19 protein-coding genes are annotated in these 18,719 nt (G+C 69.3%); 14 read left to right on the top strand and 5 right to left on the bottom strand.

From position 1 onward, the window contains the following. The first annotated feature begins 17 nt into the window (after positions 1 to 17). Together ACTJJZ_RS14470 and vapC are read left to right on the top strand one after the other, a co-directional pair. Positions 18 to 224 (top strand): type II toxin-antitoxin system VapB family antitoxin, encoded by a 207-nt coding sequence (locus tag ACTJJZ_RS14470; protein ID WP_440721887.1) that lies wholly within the window; start codon positions 18 to 20, stop codon positions 222 to 224. Continuing rightward, positions 221 to 625 carry a type II toxin-antitoxin system VapC family toxin gene (vapC, locus tag ACTJJZ_RS14465; protein WP_440721886.1) on the top strand — a complete coding sequence of 135 codons (405 nt, stop codon included), beginning with the start codon at positions 221 to 223 and terminating at the stop codon, positions 623 to 625. Before ACTJJZ_RS14470 ends, vapC begins: the two co-directional genes overlap by 4 nt. A gap of 59 nt (positions 626 to 684) precedes the next feature. Here the strand turns inward: vapC and ACTJJZ_RS14460 are convergent, their stop codons facing one another. Further along, positions 685 to 1,896, bottom strand: a complete 1,212-nt coding sequence (locus ACTJJZ_RS14460) for an ROK family protein (protein WP_440721885.1) — start codon at positions 1,894 to 1,896, stop codon at positions 685 to 687. Positions 1,897 to 2,028: 132 nt separating this feature from the next. On the opposite strand from ACTJJZ_RS14460, the gene ACTJJZ_RS14455 reads away from it, so the two are divergent. From ACTJJZ_RS14455 to ACTJJZ_RS14440, 4 genes are all read left to right on the top strand, one after another. Then, on the top strand, positions 2,029 to 3,336 hold the full coding sequence (locus tag ACTJJZ_RS14455; protein WP_440721884.1) for an extracellular solute-binding protein: 1,308 nt from the start codon (positions 2,029 to 2,031) through the stop codon (positions 3,334 to 3,336). After that, positions 3,333 to 4,244: a carbohydrate ABC transporter permease gene (locus tag ACTJJZ_RS14450; RefSeq protein WP_440721883.1), complete on the top strand. Its 912-nt coding sequence runs from the start codon at positions 3,333 to 3,335 to the stop codon at positions 4,242 to 4,244. The genes ACTJJZ_RS14455 and ACTJJZ_RS14450 overlap by 4 nt, the downstream gene beginning before the upstream one ends. Then, positions 4,244 to 5,143 (top strand): carbohydrate ABC transporter permease, encoded by a 900-nt coding sequence (locus tag ACTJJZ_RS14445; RefSeq protein ID WP_440721882.1) that lies wholly within the window; start codon positions 4,244 to 4,246, stop codon positions 5,141 to 5,143. Before ACTJJZ_RS14450 ends, ACTJJZ_RS14445 begins: the two co-directional genes overlap by 1 nt. Before the next feature lie 149 nt (positions 5,144 to 5,292). Next, positions 5,293 to 6,975, top strand: coding sequence for a glycoside hydrolase family 13 protein (locus ACTJJZ_RS14440; protein WP_440721881.1), 1,683 nt, complete (start codon positions 5,293 to 5,295; stop codon positions 6,973 to 6,975). A 53-nt stretch (positions 6,976 to 7,028) separates the two neighbouring features. On the opposite strand, the gene ACTJJZ_RS14435 is transcribed toward ACTJJZ_RS14440, so the two are convergent. Genes ACTJJZ_RS14435 through ACTJJZ_RS14425 form a run of 3 tightly spaced genes read right to left on the bottom strand, consistent with a single transcriptional unit; the run spans position 7,029 to position 10,114 of the window. Further along, complete coding sequence (locus tag ACTJJZ_RS14435) at positions 7,029 to 8,234, bottom strand: amidohydrolase family protein (RefSeq protein WP_440721880.1); 1,206 nt, start codon at positions 8,232 to 8,234, stop codon at positions 7,029 to 7,031. 57 nt (positions 8,235 to 8,291) lie between these two features. Next, positions 8,292 to 8,786, bottom strand: coding sequence for a RidA family protein (locus ACTJJZ_RS14430; RefSeq protein ID WP_440721879.1), 495 nt, complete (start codon positions 8,784 to 8,786; stop codon positions 8,292 to 8,294). Further along, the gene (locus ACTJJZ_RS14425) at positions 8,786 to 10,114 is read right to left on the bottom strand and encodes an MFS transporter (RefSeq protein WP_440721878.1); all 1,329 of its coding nucleotides are present in this window, start codon (positions 10,112 to 10,114) and stop codon (positions 8,786 to 8,788) included. Before ACTJJZ_RS14425 ends, ACTJJZ_RS14430 begins: the two co-directional genes overlap by 1 nt. 162 nt (positions 10,115 to 10,276) lie before the next feature. Between ACTJJZ_RS14425 and ACTJJZ_RS14420 the strand changes: the two genes are divergently transcribed. The 5 genes from ACTJJZ_RS14420 to ACTJJZ_RS14400 all read left to right on the top strand — a co-directional run bounded on the left by ACTJJZ_RS14420 (position 10,277) and on the right by ACTJJZ_RS14400 (position 15,125). Next, positions 10,277 to 11,194 (top strand): LysR family transcriptional regulator, encoded by a 918-nt coding sequence (locus ACTJJZ_RS14420; protein WP_440721877.1) that lies wholly within the window; start codon positions 10,277 to 10,279, stop codon positions 11,192 to 11,194. A gap of 116 nt (positions 11,195 to 11,310) precedes the next feature. Next, a complete protein-coding gene (locus tag ACTJJZ_RS14415; protein WP_440721876.1) occupies positions 11,311 to 12,429 on the top strand; it encodes a PLP-dependent cysteine synthase family protein in 1,119 nt (372 codons plus the stop codon). A gap of 76 nt (positions 12,430 to 12,505) precedes the next feature. Beyond that, positions 12,506 to 13,432: a metal ABC transporter solute-binding protein, Zn/Mn family gene (locus ACTJJZ_RS14410; RefSeq protein ID WP_440721875.1), complete on the top strand. Its 927-nt coding sequence runs from the start codon at positions 12,506 to 12,508 to the stop codon at positions 13,430 to 13,432. Beyond that, the gene (locus ACTJJZ_RS14405) at positions 13,429 to 14,268 is read left to right on the top strand and encodes a metal ABC transporter ATP-binding protein (protein ID WP_440721874.1); all 840 of its coding nucleotides are present in this window, start codon (positions 13,429 to 13,431) and stop codon (positions 14,266 to 14,268) included. The genes ACTJJZ_RS14410 and ACTJJZ_RS14405 overlap by 4 nt, the downstream gene beginning before the upstream one ends. Beyond that, positions 14,265 to 15,125: a metal ABC transporter permease gene (locus ACTJJZ_RS14400; RefSeq protein ID WP_440721873.1), complete on the top strand. Its 861-nt coding sequence runs from the start codon at positions 14,265 to 14,267 to the stop codon at positions 15,123 to 15,125. Before ACTJJZ_RS14405 ends, ACTJJZ_RS14400 begins: the two co-directional genes overlap by 4 nt. 43 nt (positions 15,126 to 15,168) lie before the next feature. Here the strand turns inward: ACTJJZ_RS14400 and ACTJJZ_RS14395 are convergent, their stop codons facing one another. Then, positions 15,169 to 15,855, bottom strand: coding sequence for a DUF899 family protein (locus ACTJJZ_RS14395; RefSeq protein ID WP_440721872.1), 687 nt, complete (start codon positions 15,853 to 15,855; stop codon positions 15,169 to 15,171). An 86-nt stretch (positions 15,856 to 15,941) separates the two neighbouring features. Between ACTJJZ_RS14395 and ACTJJZ_RS14390 the strand changes: the two genes are divergently transcribed. From ACTJJZ_RS14390 to ACTJJZ_RS14380, 3 genes are all read left to right on the top strand, one after another. Further along, positions 15,942 to 16,514 (top strand): TetR/AcrR family transcriptional regulator, encoded by a 573-nt coding sequence (locus ACTJJZ_RS14390; protein WP_440721871.1) that lies wholly within the window; start codon positions 15,942 to 15,944, stop codon positions 16,512 to 16,514. Between the two features lie 92 nt (positions 16,515 to 16,606). Further along, positions 16,607 to 17,185, top strand: a complete 579-nt coding sequence (locus tag ACTJJZ_RS14385) for a DUF1349 domain-containing protein (RefSeq protein ID WP_440721870.1) — start codon at positions 16,607 to 16,609, stop codon at positions 17,183 to 17,185. 208 nt (positions 17,186 to 17,393) lie between these two features. Then, positions 17,394 to 18,686: a cell division initiation protein gene (locus tag ACTJJZ_RS14380; protein WP_440721869.1), complete on the top strand. Its 1,293-nt coding sequence runs from the start codon at positions 17,394 to 17,396 to the stop codon at positions 18,684 to 18,686. The last annotated feature ends 33 nt before the right edge of the window (positions 18,687 to 18,719 follow it).

Genomic DNA, 18,719 nt, shown 5'->3' with positions numbered 1-18,719 from the left:
AGGTGTAACGTGGTGTCATGACTCGCACGAATATCGATATCGATGATGACCTCGTCGCCGAGGTGATGAGGAGATACCGACTGGAGTCCAAGCGGGGCGCGGTGGACTTCGCCCTGAACAGCCTGATCACGCCCCCGATGCCACGGGAGGAGATCCTGGCGATGCAGGGCAGCGGGATCGAGTTCGACAACGATGAGGTCGAGGCCGGCTGGTCGGCGCCGTGATCGTCGACACGTCGGTGTGGATCGAGTATCTGCGTTCCGGTCCTTCCCGTGCAGGGGATCGCCTGGCCGCACTGATCGCGGCCGGCGAGCGGATCGTGGTGCCCGAGACCGTTCTGCTGGAGCTGCTGAGCGGTCCGACCGATGAGATCGTGGCGGCGAAGCGGCGGCGGATGCTGGAGTCCTTCGAGCTCGCACCCATGACTCCCGTCATGGACAGCCTTCGTGCGGCGAGCCTGCAACGAGAATGCCGCCGCGCCGGAGAGACCGTGCGCAGCCTCGGCGACTGCCTGATCGCGTCGGTCGCTCTGCGAATGGGCCTTCCCGTGATGCATCGGGACAGGGACTTCGAAGTGCTCAGGGCGCGGTGCGGTCTGGAGACGGTCTCCCTGTTGGATGCCTGACGGGGTCGCGTCTCTCGACGCGGCCCCGGAACTCGACGCGCCGCCCGGCGACTTCGGCCTCAGCCGCGAAGGCGCTGCGCCACCAGCTGAGGCAGGCCGACGCTGCGGGCGGCGGCGAGGGCCGTGGAGATCGCGCCGGTGAGCACGATGTCGGCGCCGAGGCGTGAGCGCAGCAGAACCGGTGCAGGCAGGTCCAGGAGCGGGCGCAGGGCGTCTCGGGCGGCGTCCAGCACGGGCTCGATGCCGTCCGCGATCGCTCCGCAGATGATCACCCGCTCGGGATCGTACGTGCTGCCGAGCACGGCGACCACGCGGGCGAGGAACTCCCCGGCCCTGCGCGCCACGCGCACGGCGTCGGGATCCCTGGCCGCCGCGAGGGCGAGGATGCGGTCCGCAGGCAGGCCGTCCGCGAGCAGTGCCACGAGCGGGCCGCCGGGGGAGGCCTCGCCGGCCTCGATCAGCCCCCGGGCCAGGCGCGCCGTCACCGGGCCCAGCCCGTCGGCGGAGTCGACGCCGCGGACATGGTCGAACAGCACCATCTCGCCCACGCCGCCGTGCGCGCCGTGCAGGATGTGGCCGTCCACCACCGCCCCGGCGCCGAGGCGCTCCCCGGCGACGAGGGCGATGTAGTCGCGGCAGCCGACCGCCTCGCCCAGGTCTCCCTCGGCGGCCGCGGCGAGCACCGCGTCGTTCTTGACCTGGACCACGGGCGCCCACCCGGCCAGCACCTCGGCGAGGCCGGGATTGGTGCGCTCCCAGAAGCCGGCCGGATGCGGCGGGGAGGATCCGTCCCGCGCGACCGGAGCCGCGACGCCGGCGCACAGCGCGAGGATCCGATCGCGCGGCACGCCGCTCTCCGCGAGGGCGGCCTCGAGGTGACGCAGGATCGTCGCCCGCCGCTGGCCCACGGTGTGCTGCGGGTCGAGGCCGGTGCGCAGATGCGCCAGGGGTGCGCGTGCCAGGTCGGTGATGGTGATGCCGAGGTGCGCGTCGCCGGCGTCGAGAGCGATGACGGCACCGAGGTCGGCGGGCAGCTCGAATCGGCGCGCGGGCCGACCGCCCGAGTACTCGCCGGCGTCGCGGGCGTTCGCGAGCTCGTGCACGACGCCGAGATCGACCAGGGTGTCGATCGCGTCGATTGTGGTCGAGCGGGTCAGCGAGGCCCCCGCCATCGCCTCGGTCGCGGTGAACGGCCCGCGCCCCCAGGCGAAGTCCAGCACCTGGCCCAGACTGGGCCGCGCGTTGCCGTGCTCGACGACGGATGTCGACATGATGCTTGACCTCTCGGGCGGGGTTCTGTCAGAGTATCCCTCGTTCGAGTTGATTCGAGTACAAAATCTAATCCCCGAAGTTACGGCCCGCGAAGACGTGCGGCCTCCGGGGAGAGGACGGAGAAGAGGACGATGGTGTCTGCACAGATCAGACGGGCCGCGAAGGCGCTGGCCGTCACCGCAGTGCTCGCACTCGCGGCGGGCGGGCTGGCGGCCTGCTCCACCGACGGCCGCGAGACGGTGCGCTTCACGTTCAGCAAGCGCGAGGCGATCGACTTCATGACGAAGGTCGTGAACGACTACAACGCGTCGCAGGACAAGGTGCGCGTCGAGATCGACACGTCGGGCGTCGACGTGGTCTCGGCGAGCTTCGTGCGCGGCAACCCGCCCGACCTCATGCTCGCGAACTACAACTTCGAGGTCGCCCGGTTCGTGCAGCGCTGCGCGCTGACCGACCTCGCCGACACCCCGGAGGCCAGCCGGATCCGCAAGGATCTCAAGCCGCTGCTGGATCAGTACGGCGTCTGCCCCGGCAAGACCACCGTGCTGCCCTACTCGGTGATGGCCGCATCGGTGATCTACAACAAGGCGATCTTCGCGAAGTACGGCATCCAGATCCCGAAGACCTGGGACGAGCTGATCGCCGCGTGCGACAAGCTGAAGGCAGCCGGAGTGACCCCGTTCTACGGCACGTTCAAGGACAACTGGACGATCGGCCAGGGCTGGTACGACTACGCCGTGGGCGGCGAGGTGCCGGTCGTCGACTTCTTCAAGAAGATGAACGCGGAGGGCACCGACGTCGGGCCGAACTCGCAGACCTCCTTCTCCAAGGACTTCGCGAAGCCCGTCGACCAGATGACGGAACTCATCAAGAAGTACACGCAGCCCAACGCCGGCAGCCAGGCCTACGTGGACGGCAACCTCGCGTTCGCCAAGGGGCAGGGGGCGATGTACCTGCAAGGGCCGTGGGCGTTCGGCGAGATCGCGAAGACGTCACCGGATCTGCAGCTCGGCAGCTTCCCGCTGCCGATGACGAACAACCCGGACGACCTCAAGGTCCGGGTCAACATGGACCTCGCGGCGATGATCCCGACGGGATCGGCGCACCAGAAGGCGGCCCGCGACTTCCTCGAGTACCTGTACCAGCCGAAGATCGTCGACGGCTACAACGCCTCGCAGCTCGGGTTCAGCCCGACCACGGACGCGAAGATGCCGACCGATCCGCGGATCGCGGGGATGATCCCGTACTACACCAAGGGTGCGGTCTATCAAGGGGCTTCGGTGCTGGTGCCGAAGACAATCCCGGTCTTCAACTACGTCCAGTCGATCGCCCTCGGGGGCAGCGTCAAGGACAACCTCAGCACGATGGACGCGGACTGGGTGCGCGCCGCCTTCCTCGCCCCGAAGCTTCCGAGCGACTCGAAGGGGAGCGCGAAATGAGCACCACGACCACCATCGTCACCGGCGGCGACCGCACAGTCCGCCGCAGCAGCCGGCGGATCGAGCCGATCTACTACCTGTTCCTGCTTCCCACGCTGGTGCTGTTCACGCTGGCGATCACGGTGCCCGCCGTGATGGGCATCTTCTTCAGCTTCACCGACTCGATCGGGATCGGGACGTGGAGCTTCAACGGCCTGACCAACTACATCGCGGCGTTCGGCGATCCGGCGATCCTGCAGAGCTACCTGTTCACCTTCGGATTCTCGATCGTGACCGTGATCGTGGTGAACGTGCTCGCGTTCCTGCTGGCAGTCGGACTCGTCTCGCGGATCCGCTTCAAGACCGGTCTGCGTGCGATCTTCGTGATCCCGATGGTCGTCTCGGGCATCATCATCGCGTACGTCTTCAACTTCCTGTTCTCCAACTCGATCCCGGCGCTCGGAACCGCGACGGGGATCCCGTGGCTGTCGACGAGCATCCTGGCGAATCCCGACCTGGCCTGGGTCGGCATCGTGATCGTGACCGCGTGGCAGGCGATCCCCGGCACGCTGCTCATCTACATCGCCGGTCTGCTCTCGGTTCCCGGGGAGGTGTACGAGGCCGCCGATCTGGACGGCGCGAACAAGTTCCAGCAGCTCACCCGGATCACGGTGCCGCTCGTGGCGGGCTACTTCGTGATCAACGTCGTTCTCGGCTTCAAGGGCTTCCTGAACGCCTACGACATCATCAAGGGCCTCACCGACGGCGGCCCCGGCACGTCCACCCGCAGCGTGGCGATGACCATCATCGCAGGCTTCAACGGCGGCGACTACGCCTACCAGATGGCCAACGCGACGATCTTCTTCGTCGTCGCCATCCTCATCTCCCTGCTGCAGCTGTCCGTGACCCGCGGAAGGAACGCACTCTGATGTCCACGCAGACTCTTCTCACCACCGAGGCCGTCACGACGCAGGCCGGCGTTCGCCGCCGCGCTCCCCGCGTCAGGATGGAGCGGGTGAACTGGTCGGGCACGATCCTCCTGATCCTGAGCGCTTTCACCGTGCTGATCCCGCTCTACGTCACGGTGTCGATGGCGTTCAAGACGTCCAAGCAGTCGGTGGACGGCAACGCGTTCTCGCTGCCCGCCCCGTTCAGCCTGGACGGCTTCACGCAGGCCTGGGATCTCACGAAGTTCCCGGTGGGCGCCGGCGTCTCGCTGCTCGTCACCGCGGGCACCGTGTTCCTGACCGTGGTGCTGTCGGCGTTCGCGTCGTACGCGATCGTGCGCAAATGGGATCACAAGCTGTTCCGCTACTCGTTCTTCTACCTGCTGGCGGCGATGTTCATCCCGTTCCCGGTGGTGGCGCTGCCGCAGATCCAGCTCACCGGGCTCACCCATCTGGACAACCCGTTCGGCGTGATCCTCCTCGCCACGATGTTCCAGCTCAGCTTCAGCGTGCTGCTGTTCACCGCATTCCTGCGCTCGATCCCGCTCGAGCTCGAGGAGAGCGCCCGGATCGACGGCGCCAGCACCTGGCAGACGTTCTGGCGGATCATCTTCCCGCTGCTCGGGCCGATGAGCGCCACGATCGGCATCTTCGCGTTCCTGTACGCCTGGAACGACTTCATGATGCCGTCGCTGATCATCTCGGATCCGGCGCTGCAGACCCTGCCGGTGCGGCAGAACCTGTTCCAGAATCAGTTCAGCAGCAACTACAACGTGGCCTTCGCGTCGTATCTGATGGCGATGGCGCCGGCGATCATCGCGTACCTCTTCACCCAGCGCTGGGTGATGGAGGGCGTGACGCAGGGCGCCGTCAAGGGCTGACGCCGCGCCGCCGCGCTTCGACAGGCTCAGCGACCGGATCCGAACCCGCCCGTTCCCCCGAGCCTGTCGCCGCCCGGTCCCTGAGCCTGTCGAAGGGCTCACCACCCCGAACCCACAGAAACCACCCCGAACCCCAGAAGGGACCCCGAATGACTGATGCAGCCCTCGCGACCGAGACGCTCCAGACCTCGACTGAGACCGACGCCTCGTGGTGGCGTCAGGCCGTGGTCTATCAGGTCTATCCGCGCAGCTTCTCGGACGCGAACGGCGACGGCCTCGGCGACATCCGCGGCGTCGTGGAGAAGGCCGATTACCTGGCCGGCCTCGGCGTCGACGCCGTGTGGCTGAGCCCGTTCTACCCGTCCGCGCTCGCCGACGGCGGGTACGACGTCGACGACTACCGCGATGTGGATCCGCGTCTGGGCACGCTGGCCGACTTCGACGAGATGATCGAGGCCCTGCACGCCAGGGGGATCAAGGTCATCGTCGACATCGTGCCGAACCACTCCTCCGACCGGCACGCGCTCTTCCAGGCCGCGCTCGCCGCACCGAAGGGCTCGCCCGAGCGCGACCGGTACATCTTCCGGGACGGACTCGGCGAGAACGGCGAGCTGCCCCCGGTGGACTGGCAGTCGTGCTTCGGCGGGCCGGCCTGGGAGCCGGTGGGCGACGGCCAGTGGTACTACCACTTCTTCGCGAAGGAGCAGCCGGACTTCAACTGGGACAACCCCGACGTGCACACGGAGTTCCTCGAGACGCTGCGGTTCTGGTCGGACCGCGGGGTCGACGGTTTCCGGATCGACGTCGCGCACGGGCTCAGCAAGGATCTGCCCGAGGTGCTGCCGAGCCAGGCCGAGCTGGACGCGATCGACACGACCGACGGCCGGCACCCGCTCTGGGACCGCGACGCGGTGCATGAGATCTACCGCGAGTGGCGGCAGGTGTTCGACGAGTACGAGCCGCCGCGCATCGCGGTCGCCGAGGCGTGGGTCGCCACGGCGGAGCGCCGGGCCAAGTACGCCACGCCGGAGGGCCTGGGCCAGGCGTTCAACTTCGACCTGCTCGAGGCGGACTTCGAGGCCGCGCAGTTCCGGGCGATCGTGACCGACAACCTGGCGCAGAGCGCGGCGACCGGATCCAGCTCCACCTGGGTGCTCTCGAACCACGACGTCGTCCGGCACGCGACCCGCTACGGCCTCGAGCCGCTGAACGGACGCAAGATCAAGCAGGGATCCGCCTGGATCCTCGCCGGTGGACCCGCCGACCAGATCGACCTCGAGCGCGGCGGGCGGCGTGCGCTGGCCGCGTCGCTGTTCCTGCTCGGCCTGCCCGGCAGCGCGTACCTGTACCAGGGCGAGGAGCTCGGGCTGCACGAGGTCGCCGACATCAAGCCCGAGGACCGGCAGGATCCGGCGTTCTTCCGCGGCGCGGATCCTGAGCGCGACGGCCTCGGCCGTGACGGCTGCCGGGTTCCGCTGCCCTGGACCGGCACAGGGTCGTCGTTCGGCTTCGGTACGGCGGGCGCGCACATCCCGCAGCCGGCCTGGTTCGCCGCGTACGCGGTCGAAGCGGAGGATGCGGATCCGTCGTCGTCGCTGAACGCCTACCGGCGCGCGCTCGCGCTGCGTCACGAGCTGCAGGCCGGCGAGAGCCTGGAGTGGATCGAGACCGGTCGTGACGACGTGCTGCGCTTCGCCCGGCCGAACGGGTGGCAGGTCGTGACGAACTTCGGCACCGAGCCGTTCGCTCTCGAGGGCGGCGCCGACGTAGTGCTGGGCGAGCTCGTCGACGGCGCGGTGCCCGGCGAGACCACGGTCTGGCTGCGCAGCTGAGAAGGTGAGGGTGGCCGGAGCCGGATCGCTCCCGCTCCGGCCACCCCGTCCACTCAGCGGTGCGGCTGCACCTCTACTTCCCGGATCGGCGCAGGGGAGTTCCGGCTGCGCAGCGCACGGATCTGTCCGTTGATGATGACGCTCGCGATGCCAGTGATGTCACCCCGGTTCAGCGCATCGATCGGGTGGTTCGCGGGTCCTCCTACCGGCTGCTGCACGAGGACGATGTCGGCGGGCCGACCCTCGTCGAGCACGCCCTCGTCACGGCGCAGCACCCGGGCGGCGTTGCTGGTCGCGTAGGCGATGACGTCCGTTGCGGGCACGCCCCCGATTGACGACAGCTCGGCGATCGTCTTGATGATCGCGAGCGGCATGACTCCCGTGCCGGACGGGGTGTCCGAGCCGAGGATCACGCGGTCCAGGGCATCGTTCTCCGCGGCCATCCGCTGGATGTTGAGGCTGGCCGAGAGGTTGCCGGCCTGTACGAGCTGCAGCGCGGCGGTCGACTCCTTCACGAGCCTCTCGACGTCCGCCTCGGGCAGGCTCGTCGTGCCGCCGTTGATGTGGCCGGCGATGTCGGGAGCCATGGCGATCAGGTCGTCGACCGTGATCGGGGCCACGCCGGGAACGGAAGACGCACCACCGGAGTGCGACATCACGACGAAGCCCGCCTCCTGCGCCCAGCGCACGTGCGGAACGGCGTCGGTCGGCTTGGTGAACCCGCCGAAACCGACCTTCATGAGCCAGATGCCCTGCCGAGCCAGGTCGGCGTAGTCCTCCTGCTCCATATACGGACCCGTCATGAGTGAGCCGCCGTGGATGCGGACTCCGCCGGGCCGGTTGAGGGTGAACGAGCGGTTCGCGGCGACGGCGACGGCCTTGACGCCGAAGCGGTCCATGGGCCGTCCTGGGAAGTGCACCTCGCCCGCCGACATCATCGACGTCACGCCGCCGTGCATGTAGCTCTCGATGAAGCCGACCGTGTTCTGCTTCGGGTTGAAGTCGCCGATCGCGAAGTGCGTGTGCGTGTCGAACAGGCCCGGCAGCGCCACGGCACCCTTCGCGTCGATCACCACATCGGCTTCAGCGTCCGCCGCACCGCCGATCTCCTCGATGCGGCCGCCGCTGACGCGGATCGTCTCCACCTCGCGGAGCGGATCGCCCAGCCGACCGGTGACCACGCCGCGCAGGTTCTTGATGAGCAACGATCCCGTGGCCGGGCCGAAGAAGCCCTCCGGGTAGGTCTCGTCCCAGGTCATTTCTTTACCGCCAATCCGTGTTCTGGCGCCTGCGGGTGCGGGCGCTCGGGTGCATCGTCATTCCGCCGGCCGGAGCGCGACCATCAGCTCCACCTCGACCGGGCTGTCCTTGGGGAGCACGGCCACGCCCACGGCCGACCGGGTGTGGATGCCATCATCGCCGAACGCTCGGCGCAGGAGTTCGCTGGCGCCGTCGATCACCGCGGACTGCTCTGTGAAAACCGGGTCGCTCGCGACGAAGCCGGTCACCTTCACGACCCGTGCAATGCGGCCGAGATCGCCGGCCGCGGCGGCCAGCGCGGCGAGCGCGTTCAGCGCGCACCGGGCCGCGAGCTCCTTCGCGGATGCCGGCGCCACGAGGCTCTCGCCGTCACCGACCTTGCCGGTGATCGGCAGAGCGCCGTCGACGAGAGGAAGCTGTCCCGATGTGAACGCGAAGTCGCCGATCTGGAGTGCCGGGGTGTAGGCCGCGATGGCCGCTTGCATCGCCGGAAGCTCGAAGCCCGCGTCCCGCAGATTCCGCACGACCTCGTCGTGCCGCTCCGACGCCATCAATTCACCTCGGCCACGGCGGCCGGCTCGATGGACCCGTGGTCGCGTGACGACTCCCGGGCGACCATGACGGATACGATCGTGATCGCGAGCATCACGGCCACGTAAACCGCGATGGGGAGCCAGCTGTGAAAGCGTCCGTACAGCGCCACGGCGATGATCGGTGCGAGGGCGCCGCCCAGGATCCCGGAGAGCTGGAAGCCGAGGGACGCACCGCTGCAGCGCACGTTGGCAGGGAAGAGCTCGGTGGTGAACGCGGCGAGGGGCCCGTACATGGCGGCCCAGCAGAGCATGCCGATGAAATCCGCCAGCACGATCAGAGGGAGGTTGTGCGTGTCCAGCAGCGGGAAGAACGCGAACACCCAGAGGACCGCGCCGATCGCGCCGGCCAAGTACACGGGGCGCCTGCCGACGCGGTCGGAGAGAGCACCGAGAACGGGGATGAACACGACCATGGTCGCCGCGCTCGCCAGCACCACCAGCGTCGCTGCGGACTGGTTCAGCCCGACCATCTGGGTGAGGTACGTGACGACGAACAGCACGAAGATGTAGAAGGCGACGTCGGTCCCGATCCGGGAGCCCGTGGCGATCAGCAGCTCGCGGCGCTGGGTCCGCAGCACTTCCAGGATCGGGAAGCGTACTCGGCAGCCCTCGGCCGCAAGCTTCTCGAACTCGGGCGATTCGGTGACGCGCAACCGGATCCACAAGCCGATCGCGACGAGGACGGCGCTGAGCAGGAAGGGCACGCGCCAGCCCCAGGCGAGGAACGCGGCGTCGTCGGTGAGCCACAGCATCAGCGTCAGAACACCGTTTGCGAGAAGCAGGCCGAGCGGCACGCCGATCTGCGGCCAGCTTGCGGCGAATCCGCGTCGCTTCGGATCGCCGTGCTCGAGGGACATGAGCACTGCCCCTCCCCATTCGCCGCCGAGCCCGAAACCTTGGATGAAGCGCAGCAGCGTCAGGGCGATCGGAGCCAGCACGCCGATCGCGGCGTACCCGGGGAGCACCCCGATCAGCATCGTGGAGATGCCCATGATCATGAGCGTCACGACGAGGATCCGCTTGCGCCCGAGGCGGTCGCCCAGGTTCCCGAAGACGAGGGCCCCGATGGGCCGCGCCACGAAACCGACCGCGAAGCTGCCGAAGGCGAGAAGCGTCCCGATGAGCGGATCGACGGTGGGGAAGAACACGTGGTTGAACACGAGCGCCGCGGCCGTCCCATAGAGGAAGAAGTCGTACCACTCCAGAGAGGTGCCGATGACGCTGCCGCTGATGGCCCGCAGTCGAGTACGGAAGCTGTGTGCTGATTCCACTGTTGTCGAGGCCATGCTGCCTTCTCCTCAGAACGCATTGGCGGATGCGCGTCGGCCTCGATGCCGGGCGCCTCAGACCGCTTCGGGTGATGCGGTGTCCTCATCATTGCGACTGTTGATACAAAAGCCAATGCGGCACTTGGTTCGCAGAGTCAAACACCTGCTTATACTTCAGGAGTGTTGGACACGCAGCGACTCCTCACCTTCGAAGCGGTCGTGCGGATCGGCAGCTTCGCCGGGGCCGCGCGCGAACTCGGCTACACGCAGCCGGGCGTCAGCCAGCAGATGAGGGCGCTCGAACGCGACCTGAAGACGACCCTGTTCTCTCGCGACGGACGGGGCCTGAAGCTCAGTGAGCAGGGGGAAGTGCTCGCGTCCCGTGTTGCGGAGATCCTGGCGGAGCTGCGCGCCACCGAGGAGCGTATCGCCGCCGTCACCCGCCTGAAGGAGGCGCGCGTGCGCATCTGCGCTTTCCCGAGCGCCAATGCCACCCTCGTGCCGTCGGCCATCTCGCGGCTCCGGTCCCGTCAGCTCGGGATCGAACTCGAGCTGTTCGAAGCGGAGCCGCCGGAGTCCCTGCAGGGTCTGCACAGCGGCGAGTTCGACATCGTCGTGGCTTTCCGCTACGACGACCAGCCCGCGTCGCAGAGCGAACCGGATTTCAACACCATCCCGTTGCTCACGGAGCCGATGGTGCTCATGATGTCGGACGATCATCCGCTCGCGCGCCGCAAGCAGGTCGAACTCGCGGAGTTGCGCGACGAACGCTGGGTCGCCGGGTGCGTGCGGTGTCGGCAGGAGTTCGTCACGGCCTGCGGGGACGCCGGGTTCGAGCCGCGCATCGACATCACGACCGATGACAACCTCGCCGTGCAGAGCTATGTCGTCTCCGGTCTCGGGCTCGCCGTGATGCCTCAGATGACGCAGTCGTTCGTGAAGCATCCGAAGCTGCGTTCGCGGCCGCTGCTGCCGGAGCGGCACCGGCACGTGACCGCGACCGTGCTGCGATCCCAGCGACATACGCCCGCGATCATCCGGGTGATCGAGTCGCTGAGGGAGGCCGCGTCGGCCCTTGCAACGGCGCCGCGCATATAAGCGTTTGTTTGCTCGATCACTGATTCTCTCGCTCGTCGTTGGGGTTCCCGGCGCGCACACTGTGGGAGAGCGCGCGACCGACGTCGCGCGCCCCGACCGCGAGAAGAGGACCCGCCATGTCGCAGCAACTCCGCACCCGCCCTCCAGAGGCTGCGCCGTGCGCTACCCGTGCCGACCGGAACTGGGTCCGCCATGCGCTGAGGCTGCTGGATGCGGAGGCGGGGCGGAGCGGCTGGACGCCGTTGCTGCCGTTTCGCGTGCGTGGACTGGAGGGCGTCGATCTGTACCTCAAGGATGAGTCGCTGCACCCGACGGGCAGTCTCAAGCATCGCCTGGCCCGTTCGCTCTTCGTGCAGGCGCTCTGCAACGGCGACATCGGCCCGCGCACGACGATCATCGAGGCGTCCAGCGGTTCCACGGCCGTCAGCGAGGCGTACTTCGCCCAGATCCTGGGGCTTCCTTTCGTAGCCGTGCTTCCCCGAGCGACCAGCTACGAGAAGATCGCGCTGATCGAGCGCCACGGCGGGCGAGTGGAGATGGTGGATGATCCGACCCATGTGGTGCGCACCGCGGAGCGACTCGCGGAAGGGAGCGAGGGCTTCTTCATGGACCAGTTCACCTTCGCCAGCCAGGCCACCAACTGGCGCGATGACAACATCGCGAGCGAGATGTTCAGCCAGATGTCGCGAGAGCCGCACCCCGTGCCGGAATGGGTGGTGGTCGGAGCCGGCACGGGCGGGACGAGCACCTGCATCGCCCGGTACGCCCGGCACAAGGGCATCGGCAGTCGAGTAGCCGTCGTCGACCCGGACGGCTCGGCGTTCTACGAGGGGTGGCGACGCAAGGACATGACGTTCACCACCTCGACCCCGTCGCGGATCGAAGGCATCGGGCGCACTCGCGTCGAACCGTCTTTCGTCCCGAACCTCGTCGACGAGGTGATCCCCGTGCCTGATGGCGCCTCGATCGCGACCATGCGCTGGGCGTCCGATCTGCTCGGCCGGAGGGTCGGTCCGTCCACCGGGACGAACATCTGGGGAGCACTCCGGATCGCCCAGCGGATGCGTGCATCCCGACGCGAGGGCAGTGTCGCGACGGTGATCTGCGACAGCGGCGAGCGCTACGCCTCCACCTACTACGACGACGCGTGGGTAGCTGCTCGCGGCATCGACCCGACGCCGTGGAACGATTTGCTTTCGCAATATCAGTCGACCGGCCTGCCGCGCGCGGACTGACACGGGCGTCGGCCCTCTGCGCTGCGAGGGCCCGCCTGTTTTGATAATGATTCTCATTTAACGTACGCTCGAGACCATGCAGAAGCCGTTCGCCGCCCTCGCCCTCGCCGCCGCCTCGATCGTCGCCCTCGCGGGCTGCTCCGCGACGACCGGTCCCGCGTCCTCGTCGGGCAAGGACACGATCGCGGTGACCGCGTCGACCAACGTCTGGGGCGACGTCGCGAAGGAGATCGGCGGCGACCACGTGACGGTCACCTCGGTGATCGCCTCGCTGTCGCAGGACCCGCACGAGTACGAGGTCACGGCGGCCGACCAGCTGAAGGTGCGGGGCGCCGGGCTGATCCTGGACAACGGCGGCGGCTACGACGCCTTCTTCAGTGATCTGCTCGCCAAGTCGGGCAGCTCCGCCCCGGTCATCACGGCCGTCTCCTTCGCGCCCACCTGGCCGAAGGGCGAGGACGTCGCGAAGACCGTCGAGGGGTTCAACGAGCACGTCTGGTACGACACGGCCGTCGTCGAGGGCGTGGCGAAGAAGGTCGCCGACGAGCTGAGCAGCATGGCGCCGGAGCACAAGGCCGACTTCGAGAAGAACCTCGCGACCTTCGAGAAGGGGCTCGCGGAGCTGAACTCCTCGCTCGCGACGATCAAGGGCGCGCACCAGGGCGAGAAGATCTTCGTCACCGAGCCGGTTCCGCTGTACCTGACCGCGGCGGCCGGCCTGGTGAACGTCACCCCCGAGGCGTTCAGCCACGCCGTCGAGGAGGGGCAGGACGTCCCGCCTGCGACGCTCCTGGATGCCACGAGGCTCGTCGGATCCGGTGAGGTGAAGGCGCTGTTCGTCAACGCACAGGCCGGGGGCGCGGAGACCACCAAGGTCATCGGCGTCGCGAAGGAGAAGGGCGTGCCGGTGCAGGAGGTCACCGAGCTGATCCCGGACGGCAAGACGTACCTGAGCTGGATGCAGGACAACATCGCCACCCTGTCGCGTAATCTCGACAAGTGACCTCTCCCGCCGCCTCTCCGGCCGCCCCGCTGCTGCGGATCCGCGGCGCCGGAATCCGCCGGGAGGACCGCGAGCTCTGGAGCGGTCTCGACCTCGACGTCGCCCCCGGTGAGCTCGTGGCGGTGCTCGGCCCGAGCGGATCCGGCAAGACGACGCTGCTGCGCGCGATCCTCGGACTCCAGCAGCTCTCCGAGGGGTCCGTCGAAGCGGTCGGCCAGCCCGTGCGCGGGCGCGGCAACCGCCACGTCGGCTACCTGCCGCAGGCACGTCCGCTGCCGCCGGAGACGTCGCTGCGCGGCCGCGACCTCGTCGCGCTGGGCGTCGACGGGCACCGGTTCGGATTTCCCATCCCTCGCCGCGGCGACCGGGCCAGGATCGCCGCGCTCGTCGCCGCGGTGGGGGCGGACTCGTTCGCCGATCGTCCGGCCGGCACCCTCTCCGGAGGCGAGCAGCAGCGGCTGCGGGTGGGGCAGGCGCTGGCGGACGACCCCCGGCTGCTGCTCTGCGACGAGCCGCTGACCAGCCTCGATCTCGCCAACCAGCAGGCGGTCGTGGAGCTGATCGACCGGCATCGCCGCACCGGCGCCGGCGTGCTGCTCGTGACGCACGACATCAACCCCGTGCTCGACATCGTCGACCGGATCTTGTACTTGGCGAACGGCCGGTTCACGCTGGGCACCCCGCGTGAGGTGCTCACCACCCGGGTGCTCTCGGACCTCTACGGCGTCCCGGTGTTCGTCTCGGAGGTCGGCGGGCGGCTAGTCGTCGTCGGCGCGCCCGACGCGGAGAGCGCCGCGCATCACCACGACGGGCCGGACGCGGAGGGAGGCGCATGAACCTCTCGGACATCGGCCAGGCCATGTTCGGCGGGCTGCCGCAGTACGGCGAGATCCTCGCCCTCGTCTCGAACTCGGTCTGGGCCGGCGCCGTGCTGGGCCTCGTCGGCGGCCTCATCGGCGTCTTCGTGATGCAGCGGGACATGGCCTTCGCGGTGCACGGCATCAGCGAGCTGTCCTTCGCGGGGGCCGCCGTGGCGCTGCTCGTCGGCGTGGACGTCGTGACCGGCTCGATCGTCGGATCCCTGATCGCGGCCGCGATCATCGGCTGGCTGGGTGCCCGCGCCCGCGACCGCAACTCGATCATCGGCGTACTCATGCCGTTCGGGCTGGGCGTGGGGATCCTCTGCCTGTCGCTGTACAACGGCCGGGCGGCGGGCCGGTTCAGCCTGCTGACCGGGCAGATCGTCTCCGTGCAATCCGAGCAGCTGGGCTGGCTGACCGGCATCTGCGCGCTGGTGCTGCTGGGCCTGCTCGTGATCTGGCGTCCGCTGCGCTTCGACTCCCTCGACCCGCAGTCCGCGGCCGCCCGCGGCGTGCCGACCGTGGGGGTCTCGTTCGCCTTCATGCTGCTGCTCGGGCTCGTGGTGGCGGTCGCCGTGCACATCATCGGTGCGCTGCTGGTGATGGCGCTGGTGGTGACGCCGGCGGCGGCCGCGATGCGCGTGCGCACCGGCCCGCTCGCGGTGCCGCTGCTCGCCGCCGCGTTCGGCGTCGTGTCCGCCGTCGGCGGGATCCTGCTGGCGGTGATGGGGACGCTTCCGGTGAGCCCCTACATCACGACCGTCTCGTTCGTGATCTACCTGGTCTGCCGCGGGATCGGATCCCGCCGCGACCGGGTCGTGCGCTCGAACTGACGGGCGAACCGCCTGTTCGCGCCGGCGGTGCGGATCCCGGCGGTCAGGCCTCGGGGTCGCCGTACAGGGCGGCGATGTCCTTCGACGTGCGACCGCGCGAATAGGTGGGCTGCTGGGGCCATCCCTCCGGAACGTCCTGCCACGCCTCCTGGCGCCCGTACGGCAGCACGTCGGACACCGCGAACGAGAGCATGAACTGCTCGGCGCCGCGGCCGTTCGTGTGCCAGGTGCGGTAGACGTCGTCGCCGTCGCGCAGGAACACGTTGTAGCCGAAACCCTCGCCCGGTGCGGCGCCCATGTCGGCGCCGAAGGACGACTCGGCCGAGGAGTAGAACGGCATGACGTTCCCGACGCGCTTCTTGTACGCGAGGATCTCGTCCATCGGGCCGTTCGTGACGATGACGAGGCGCGCATCCAGGTCGTCCAGGGCTTCGGTGCGCGTCCACTGCGACGTGGCGCCGGTGCAGCCGGGGCACTGCCAGCGGGCGCCATCGGTCCACATGTGGTGGTAGGTGACGAGCTGGCTGCGGCCCTCGAAGACGTCGGCCAGACGCACGCGGCTGCCGTCCTCGGCGATCAGGGTGTACTCGGGCAGCTTCACCGCGGGAAGGCGGCGGCGGGCGGCGGCGATCGCGTCCAGCTCACGGGTTGCGGCCTTCTCCCTGATCCGCAGCTTCGCGAGCTCCTCGCGCCAGGTCTGCTCGTCGACCACAGGGGGCAGGGCTGTCATGGCTCCTCCGATGTTCACGTTGTCCACATACGGTATGTTCATACCGTACACATTGTCGGGGGCGTGGACAAGGGCGGAGGGATCCAGTGGCCTACCATCACGGCGACCTCGCGACGGCTCTCGTCGAGGCCGCCGTCGAGCTCAGCCGCGACGGCGGACCGGATGCGGTGACGATCCGCGAGGCCACGCGCCGGGCCGGCGTCTCGCCGAACGCCGCATACCGGCACTTCCCGAACCGCGCCGCACTGCTGGACGCGACCGCGGCGGCGATCCAGCAGGGGCTGGCGGCGTCGATGACCGATCCTCCCGCCGCGTCCCCGCGTGAGGATCTGCGCCGGATCGGCCGGGCCTACGTCGACTTCGCTCTCGAGGAGCCCGGCTGGTTCGCCGTGGTGTTCTTCGGCGCCAGGCGGCCGGATCCCGCCGCCGTCGGGGAGGCCCCCGCCTTCCTGGCGCTCACCGCCGCGCTCGACGCCCTCGTCGCGGAGGGCGCTCTGGATCCCGCCCGCCAGGACGACGCCGCGTGGGCGTGCTGGGCGACCGTGCACGGGTTCGCCGAACTCTGCCTGCACGGTCCGCTCGCGCACGTCCCGCGGGCCGAGCAGCGCCGCCGCGGAGACGTCGCGATCCGCGCCGTGATCGCCGGTGTCACGCGCTGACGCCGACGCCGTCTCCCGTAGGCTGCGGCGGGGAGCTGCCGAGGCCCTCTCGCCCGTCGCCCCGCCGTATCCGACAGCGCAAGGAGAGACCGATGACCGACATCGCCTGGACGGACGGCGTCTGGACCCACGCGCCGGTCTCCGCCGTGGAGGACGGCACCGACCTCCTCGTCACGGCCGCCGAGGGCAGCGACGCCTGGCGGCTCACCTCCTACGGCTTCATCCACGACAACGAGCACGCCCTCGTCGCCCCCTGTGAGCCGGAGAGCGCCGTCGAGGTCGAGTTCACCGCCGCGTTCTCCCAGCAGTTCGATCAGGCCGGGATCTTCGTCCGCGTCTCCGCGGAGCACTGGGTCAAGGCGGGTGTCGAGTTCGCCGACGGCCGGCTGCAGCTCGGCGCCGTCGTGACCGACGGCCGCTCCGACTGGTCGCTCGCTCCGGTCCCCGGGTGGCTGGGGCAGCGGATCCGGATCCGGGTGAGCCGCTCGGGCGACGCTCTCACCATCCGTGCCGCGGTCGAGGACGGGGAGCTGCAGCTCGTCCGCGTCGTGCCCTTCGCGCCCGGGCTCGAGGCCTCGGCGGGGCCGTTCGTCTGTGCGCCGACCCGCGCCGGGCTGACCGTGCGATTCCACTCCTGGCGGGGTACCGCGCCGGACGCGCAGCTACACTAGCGGCGCGGAGCTTCCGGATCGGCATTCCGGCGTGGATCCGCACTCCCGGGCGCGCCATGCCGCGGGTTAGGATCATCACGACATCGCGCGCGGATCGCGGCCCCGCACCCAGGAGGCCGGGGCGGCGCGATTCCCCCCTTTTCGAACCACTCGTTCCGGCGTGCCCCCGCGACGCCCCGAGGGGGGAACGATCAGAAAGGCGCCGACCGTGGACAGGGCAGCTGAAGACCGAGCAACCGACGAGAAGGCGCCGCAAGGGGACTTCTTCGATCAGCTGCTGGAGAGCCCGTCCAGCCCGCAGGCGTTCACGATCGGGTTCCGCGGGTACGACAAGACCGAGGTGGACGCGCACCTGACCGCCCTCAAGGAGGAGCTGCGCCGCGCCACCGAGTCGAGCGCGAAGACCGACGCGCACCTGCGCGCGGAGCTCGACAAGGCCGAGGCCGCGCACCGCACCGAGCGGGAGAAGGCGCAGGCCGCGCAGGCCGAGCGGATCGCGCAGCTCGAGGCCGACCTCGCCACCGCGCAGGCGAAGGCGGCCGAATCGGCGCAGCAGATCCAGTCGCTGAGCACTGCGCTCGCCGGATCCCAGGACGACATCGACGAGGCCACCTCGCGCTCGCAGTTCGAGACCGTGCTGCGTGTGGCCGAGGAGCAGGCGAGCGTGCTCATCCAGAACGCCGCGGTCCAGGCCGAACGGCTGCTCGAGGCCGCCCGCGAGGAGGCGGCCACGAAGCGCGCCGAGCTCGAGGCCGATGTGGCGCGCATCACGGCGCAGGCCGAGCGCGACGCCGATCAGATCCGCCTCAAGATGGAGACCGAGTTCACCGCGCACACCGCGCAGATCGAGCGCGAGGCCGCGCACGCGCAGGAGAAGGTGAACCACGCAGAGCAGGAGGCGCACGCGATCCGCACCGAGGCCGAGAAGGGCGCCGCGGCGCTGCGTGCGATGGTCACGCGCGAGACCACGGACCTGCGCGTCTCGGCCGAGCGCGAGGTGCGCGAGATGAACGCCCGCGTGCTGGAGATGGAGGAGTCCATCACCCGCCGTCAGGACGATGCGCAGCAGGAGTTCCTGGTGCTGCACAACCAGGCCGTCGCGCACGCCGAGCGGATCACCGCCGACGCGAACGAGCAGGTCGCCGCGTCGCTCGCGCACGCCGAGCGGATCTCCGCGAAGGCCGACGACTACGAGCGGCTGATGCGATCGCAGGCGAACGCGATCGAGGCCGAGGCGCAGGTGCGCGCCAGGGAGACCCTGGACCGCGCCCGCACCAAGTCGCAGAAGATCGTCGACATGGTCACCGCGCACACCGCGAACGTGGTCCGCGACGCCGACGACCGCGCCCGTCAGCTGCGCTGGCAGCAGCAGCAGCTCACCAGCTTCATGGCCGAGGTGCGCGAGCTGATCCGTCCCGACGGCGCCCTCGGCAGCGAGGCGACCGGATCCGGATCCGCTCCCGCTGCGGAGAGCGAGCCCGGGGACGCCGAGACGGACTGACTTCCGCCGGAGATGGAAAACGTCGCTGCGAAA

It is taken from the genome of Microbacterium sp. 22242, from assembly GCF_052045495.1.
Taxonomy (GTDB): domain Bacteria; phylum Actinomycetota; class Actinomycetes; order Actinomycetales; family Microbacteriaceae; genus Microbacterium.
The sequence above is the reverse complement of the archived record's forward strand: the minus strand, read 5'-3'. Positions and strand labels throughout refer to the sequence as shown.